The 4,254-nt window shown below is 33.4% G+C and carries 4 protein-coding genes and 2 pseudogenes; 2 read left to right on the top strand and 4 right to left on the bottom strand.

Annotation, left to right across the window (positions count from 1 at the left end; translation table 11 throughout):
* Positions 1-222: 222 nt before the first annotated feature.
* Positions 223-441, bottom strand: coding sequence for a zinc metalloprotease (locus tag SB773_RS29690; protein WP_044443376.1), 219 nt, complete (start codon positions 439-441; stop codon positions 223-225).
* A gap of 649 nt (positions 442-1,090) precedes the next feature.
* Here SB773_RS29690 and SB773_RS29685 point away from each other — a divergent pair.
* Positions 1,091-1,759: a protein kinase family protein gene (locus SB773_RS29685; protein ID WP_410593785.1), complete on the top strand. Its 669-nt coding sequence runs from the start codon at positions 1,091-1,093 to the stop codon at positions 1,757-1,759.
* Positions 1,760-2,030: 271 nt separating this feature from the next.
* Here the strand turns inward: SB773_RS29685 and SB773_RS29680 are convergent, their stop codons facing one another.
* From SB773_RS29680 to SB773_RS29670, 3 genes and pseudogenes are all read right to left on the bottom strand, one after another.
* Positions 2,031-2,594, bottom strand: a complete 564-nt coding sequence (locus tag SB773_RS29680) for a GNAT family N-acetyltransferase (RefSeq protein WP_410593783.1) — start codon at positions 2,592-2,594, stop codon at positions 2,031-2,033.
* Positions 2,595-2,756: 162 nt separating this feature from the next.
* The gene (locus SB773_RS29675) at positions 2,757-2,906 is read right to left on the bottom strand and encodes a hypothetical protein (RefSeq protein WP_410593781.1); all 150 of its coding nucleotides are present in this window, start codon (positions 2,904-2,906) and stop codon (positions 2,757-2,759) included.
* A 427-nt stretch (positions 2,907-3,333) separates the two neighbouring features.
* Positions 3,334-3,591, bottom strand: a pseudogene (locus SB773_RS29670) (IS4 family transposase); the annotation flags it as partial.
* Between the two features lie 367 nt (positions 3,592-3,958).
* Here SB773_RS29670 and SB773_RS29665 point away from each other — a divergent pair.
* Positions 3,959-4,254: pseudogene (locus SB773_RS29665) on the top strand (serine hydrolase domain-containing protein); the annotation flags it as partial.

Here is a 4,254-nt window from a genome sequence, read left to right as displayed (position 1 = left end):
TCGAGCTCCGATAGAATATCGAATCTCGATGGCTGCTTAGTCTTTTTCATACTGTCTACTTGACAGGGGTAAGACCAGATACGGTCTTTTTTGCTTAATAATTAGTGTGAATCCTTAGCTTTATGACAATTTGACGGTACCTCATTTATTAATGTTACTCGATAAGTAGAGAAAGGGGAGAAAATTATGATGTCAGAAGTTTCTTTTCCTTTTTTATATTAATTATTTAACATAAAAAGCTTTAGGACTTTGCAGAGCTTTTTCTACCTCTTCTTGTGTGAGAATAGGGTTAGGAATTGCTGGTACTATAGGAAGCATTAAATCATTTTCTTCGTTACTATGACCTGTAGGATCATTTGGACAACAAGGTGCTGTGCTTTCTATATTGTTCCCTACTATTCTAGCAAATAGTGCATGTCCGATTTCATGAGCAAGTAACAAATGATCTGCTTCATCAGTGACAACAATATTAGCTTGGGAATCAGTTGTTTCACCATTCTGAACAATCGGTACATACGAAGTGCACCCAGTACTTTCTCCATCTGCTAATCTATTTCCTCAGGCAAAAAATAAACCAATCCATTCGTTAACTTCTTGAGTATATGGGAGTAAATCTTTTAAAGTATCTGGATTAAAACAGTCAATTTTATCTGCGGAATACTCTTCATTGGTATAGGCGAATCAATAGTCTTGAGCTCCTATAAACATTTGAGCAAGTCTATCATTACTACTATTAGCATTTGGGGAAACAAATATATTTAAGCCTACATAATATGCCATTTACTTATCTCCTTAAAATAGATTCGCAGTAAACTATTTAGAGAGAGTAGATATGGCTTGTACACTTTTTGTAACGGTATTTGCTGAGTTTTTGTATAATATAATTATGTGAAGTTAACATAACTTATTGTATTAATAATATATATTTGCGTAGAATATCCATTTTAATGTTTTGAAGTCCCCCCTAAATGAAAAATTTATTTCTCTAAAGTTAGTTACTTAGTGAAGTTTGCTCATTTTTTCGTATTAGGGAAGAAGGTACTCCTTAACTTGATGGGTATGGGGTAGTACCCCTTGTAGCAAAACCGGAGTGGAAATGATGAGTATAAATAGTTTTGTGAGATTGATAAAGGACGAATTATTAAAAGAGGTAAGCATAAGAAGTGAGGATGAATTCGAGCCTATAGTAGTTAAAGATATTCCTAGACTTTGGAAGTGTTTAGGGACAGGTAATTATGCCGCAGTATTTATGCACAAAGAATACAAAGATTGGGTAGTGAAAGTTTACGCGCGAGAAGGAGAAGGAATTGAAAAAGAGTCAGAAGTATACCGAAGAATCGGAAATCATCCTTCTTATTCGAATCTTATATATAAAGGAGAAAATTTCATAGTATTGAAACGTTTAAAAGAAATTACCTTATACGATGCTATCCATAAGGGGATTAAAATTCCTAAGCAGGTAATCCTTGATATCAATGAAGCTATAGAGTATGCAAGGGAGCAAGGATTAACTCCTTGTGATGTTCACGGAAAAAATGTGATGATGGAAAATGGAAGGGGATATGTAGTCGATGTATCTGATTTCTTAAAAACAAAAGAAGATAGTAAGTGGAGAGACTTAGAAAAGGCATATTTCACCTTTTACTTGCCTTTCATTTATAAATTGCCTTTCCCTGTTAAAATACCGTATTTCATGTTAAACATTGTTCGACGTTTATATAGAAAATATAAGAAGCTTACAAAGAAATTCAAATTGTAAAAGGACCACATATTTATCTTTAGGTTAGATAAGTGAACCACTAGTAAACAAAAGGACCGTACATTTTAGATATGTCTAATATGTACGGTCCTAATTTTATAACTTCATGAAGTAATTTATTTATAAAATGATTGTAACAATAGAATATACCCATTTCAGTACATTTCATTTTAAATATATTGATGTACTATAGTTCTAAACAAATCACAATAATGGATTAGAAGGGGAATAAACTATGTACACAGACTCAATTGAGTATTAAAATTTCAATCTAATGTACCTTTGCATAGATGCGGGTATCAGTTAGTTCTTTACCGTCAGCTGAAAGATCTTCATTACGTAATATCCCTTCAAGCTCAAAACCTAGTTTTTCAGGGATCGCACGACTTTTAGTGTTATTAGATTCACAGCGTATTTCAATCCTTCTAAATTTGAGTAACTGAAATCCAAGATTTGTTAACTCACTTACTGCTTCTGTCATATATCCATTGCCACTAAATTGCGTATTAATCCAGTATCCAATTTCACATTTAGAAATTTTCCAATTAATTCCGTGAAGGCTAGCAGTTCCAATAAAATCATTAGTATCCTTATGATAGATAAGATAGCGAAAGCTTTCTCTTTTCAAAAAATCTATATGGGCATTTCTCAGGAGAATTTCCGTTTCTTCAACAGTAGGAATTGACTGAAATAAAAGCAACCATTGCTTTAACTCATTAATTGAATCCTTAATAGCTTGGTGTACGACATTCCCGTCACCAGCTTGAAGTGGTGCTCGAAGAATTAGTCTGTCTGTTTCTATTTGTAACGGAACATCTAATAAAATAGAATTCATATCATTTCTCCTCTCGAAAACTTTAAATTATGACAGAATGAAACTTATATAATAAAAAAACTTTCACCCAAAAGAAATAATTCTTGAGGATGAGAGTTGCAATTTCGTGGTACCACCTCAGTTGGTTGATATGTCACCATATCAATCTCTTCGGGTACGTTATTATGATAAATAAATTAAAAAACACCCTATCTCACTAACAGGAGATCCCGTCACAGCAGCACTATAAATTATTATAGAACCGTGCGAAGCTCCTATTTTTTCTTCATTAAGAACTTGATATGTAGCAATACAGTAAAGTTTATCTCCCATAAAGAGACCTCCCAAAAATTAGTAAACAATAAATATATATTCAATTAATCACTTAGAAATCCCTTTTCACATATTGAAAACCAAACTGCCAGTTGGTACAAAAAATGGCTACCGAAGCAGCTTTAGGTTGTTTAACTCATGCATGCGTTAGTTGAATAAGGAATTATTATTTTTCATCTATCAAATTCCAACCTTTGTCTTTTGCATAATGGGGTAGCACCACATTCCTATCAACTTAAGAAAAGTTAACACCCCACAAACAAAAAAATGAGCTGACTTCTCAAAAAAACTAACTGTAGAGAAAGAAAATTTTCATTTAGGGGGTACTTCAAAACCTTAGCTTGATGGGCTTTTTTCTAAAGATCCAGTGTAAGTTCTTTAAATATTTTCATACCAGATAAACCCTATTGGGTTTTAATTTTTTGGATTACGCTACATGCTTGTGAGGCATAGAAAGGTTATATACGACGCCTAAGATATCAAAGACGGTTTTCTTCTCATACCTATGGGATTTTCGTCTGTTTTTCTGTAAGAGATCAAACAGACGAAACAATATCTTTGTTAATTCTTTGGTGTCTTTTTGTAGAGATTCATAAATAAGTAGAAAATAATCTTTTATGATATAAATCGCTTTATATTCGCTTAATTCTCGTGTCTTCTTGATGAGAATTAATTGGCACATTTGAGACACAGAAGCTATTTTGAACGTAAGGGATTTGTAAGGAATAGGTAAGGAAAAAGAGATTTTCATTGTATATGATGAAAATATAAAGAAGCATGAAAGGAGGAACAGATATAACTTATATATGAAAAACAAACCAGTTAATAAGAGTGTTTTATGGAAAAGAAATAATTTCTGAGGTTAACATACATGCAAAAAGAGGGATTTACCGTTTGTTAGGACAGAATGGAGCTTGTAAAAAATAATCATTATGAAGATGATTACGAATTCAATGTTGACTTTTTATCATCGGTAGAGATGATAGCTGTGTGGTGAGTATGAAATATCAAGCAACCACCTATACAATATGAATAGAGGAGAGGAATGCCTTATGAAAACACGTAGTCAAATTACATTTGCAAGTCTGGCTCTTTTAATAGCTGGAAGTTCCCTGTTATACACAACGCCAACCTCAATTGTAAAAGCAGAGCCCACTCAAAATGTATCTAGTTCGTTACAAACAAATACTCAACGAGATCGTAATTCCGTCAAGCAAGCAATGCGGGATACATTGCAACTTGGATACCCGGGGATACTTGCTAAAACTTCTGAGGGTGGAAAAACGTGGAGTTATGCCGCTGGGATAGCGGATCTGAGAACCAAGCAACCAATGAAAACAGATTTTCG

It is taken from the genome of Bacillus sp. SIMBA_074 (assembly GCF_046534555.1).
Taxonomy (GTDB): Bacteria; Bacillota; Bacilli; order Bacillales; family Bacillaceae_G; genus Bacillus_A; species Bacillus_A mycoides.
The sequence above is the reverse complement of the archived record's forward strand: the minus strand, read 5'-3'. Positions and strand labels throughout refer to the sequence as shown.

Bases quoted from the DNA above. Each gene is read 5' to 3' on its own strand.
- SB773_RS29675 (WP_410593781.1), bottom strand. From the start codon at position 2,906: ATGGGAGATAAACTTTACTGTATTGCTACATATCAAGTTCTTAATGAA.
- SB773_RS29680 (WP_410593783.1), bottom strand. From the start codon at position 2,594: ATGAATTCTATTTTATTAGATGTTCCGTTACAAATAGAAACAGACAGA.